Below are 1,145 nucleotides of genomic sequence, written 5' to 3'. Positions count from 1 at the left end.
CTTCCGGGCAAGTCGCCGTTCGACGGCGATCCCTGGTGGTAGGAGTCATCCATGTGGGTGCAAATCGCGATTCTGGTCGCGTCGTATCTGATCAGCAGCGCTACTTCTGCGAAAGCGCCGAAGCCGAAACCGGAGGCGCTGACTTCCGAAGATCTTCCGCAGACCGAGGACGGCACCGGCCACTACGTGATCTTCGGCGATGTGTGGATCGAGGACTGGATCGTCCTCGGGACCGGTCACGAGCGGATGCAGGCAGTCAAATCGAAGGGGTCGAAGAAGTGACGGATCTGATCATCACAACAGCGCATCTGCGCAGTGTACCGGGGCTGACTTGCCGGCCGGGTTACTGCGTATCCGGTGCGCGCGCCTGGTTCAATGCCCATGGCTTGGACTGGCACCGGTTCGTTGCCGAGGGAGTGCCGGCATCGGTGCTTGAGGCTACCGGTGACGAACTGGCCCTGCGCCTGGTCAACCACGCACGTGCGGAGGCGAGCAATGGGCGGCCGTAGCAAAGCGCAAACTGTCGGCTTTCGCTACCTCATGGGCATTCTCATGGGTTTTGCCAGGGGGCCGCTGGATGAGCTGGTCGAGATCAAGGCAGGTGATCGCACTGCATGGAAAGGATCGGTCAAGAGCAACCAGACCATCCAGATCAATGCCGGCGAATTGTTCGGTGGAGACAAGGCCGAGGGTGGCATCGTTGGGCCGCTGGACGTCATGTTCGGCGCCCCGGACCAACCGGTGAATCCTCGACTGGCGGCGATGGTGGGCGGCCTGGTACCTGCGTTCCGCGGGGTCACCACTGCTTTCTTCGACGGGCAGCTCTGCGCGATGAACAAGTACCCGAAGGCCTGGATGAGCCGGTGGCGACGAGCGCTCAACGGATGGGACGGTGGAACCTGGTATCCCGAGAAAGCAGTGATCAGCCTGGCCGGCGACCAGGTGAAGGCGATGAACCCCGCTCACATCTTGTTCGAGTGCCAGACAAACCGGGACTGGGGCCGTGGCAAGGATCGCGGCCTGCTGGACCAGGCGTCGTATCGGAAGGCCGCAGATACGTTGTTCGCCGAGGGCTTTGGCCTGTGCCTCAAGTTTCGCGTGGCAGACGAGTTGGACAACTTCGAGCAGACCGTCCTCGATCACAT

1 protein-coding gene and 1 pseudogene are annotated in these 1,145 nt (G+C 62.0%); both read left to right on the top strand.

The genetic code is table 11. The features are described 5' to 3' along the window. The first annotated feature begins 51 nt into the window (after positions 1-51). Entirely contained in the window at positions 52-282 is a 231-nt protein-coding gene (locus HMPREF2924_RS11925) for a hypothetical protein (protein WP_003094285.1), read from the top strand. A gap of 213 nt (positions 283-495) precedes the next feature. After that, positions 496-1,145, top strand: a pseudogene (locus HMPREF2924_RS11920) (hypothetical protein); the annotation flags it as partial.

Source organism: Pseudomonas sp. HMSC063H08 (assembly GCF_001813645.1).
Taxonomy (GTDB): Bacteria; Pseudomonadota; Gammaproteobacteria; order Pseudomonadales; family Pseudomonadaceae; genus Pseudomonas; species Pseudomonas aeruginosa.
Note: the sequence above shows the minus strand (reverse complement) of the source record. Positions and strands in the feature narration are given on the sequence as shown.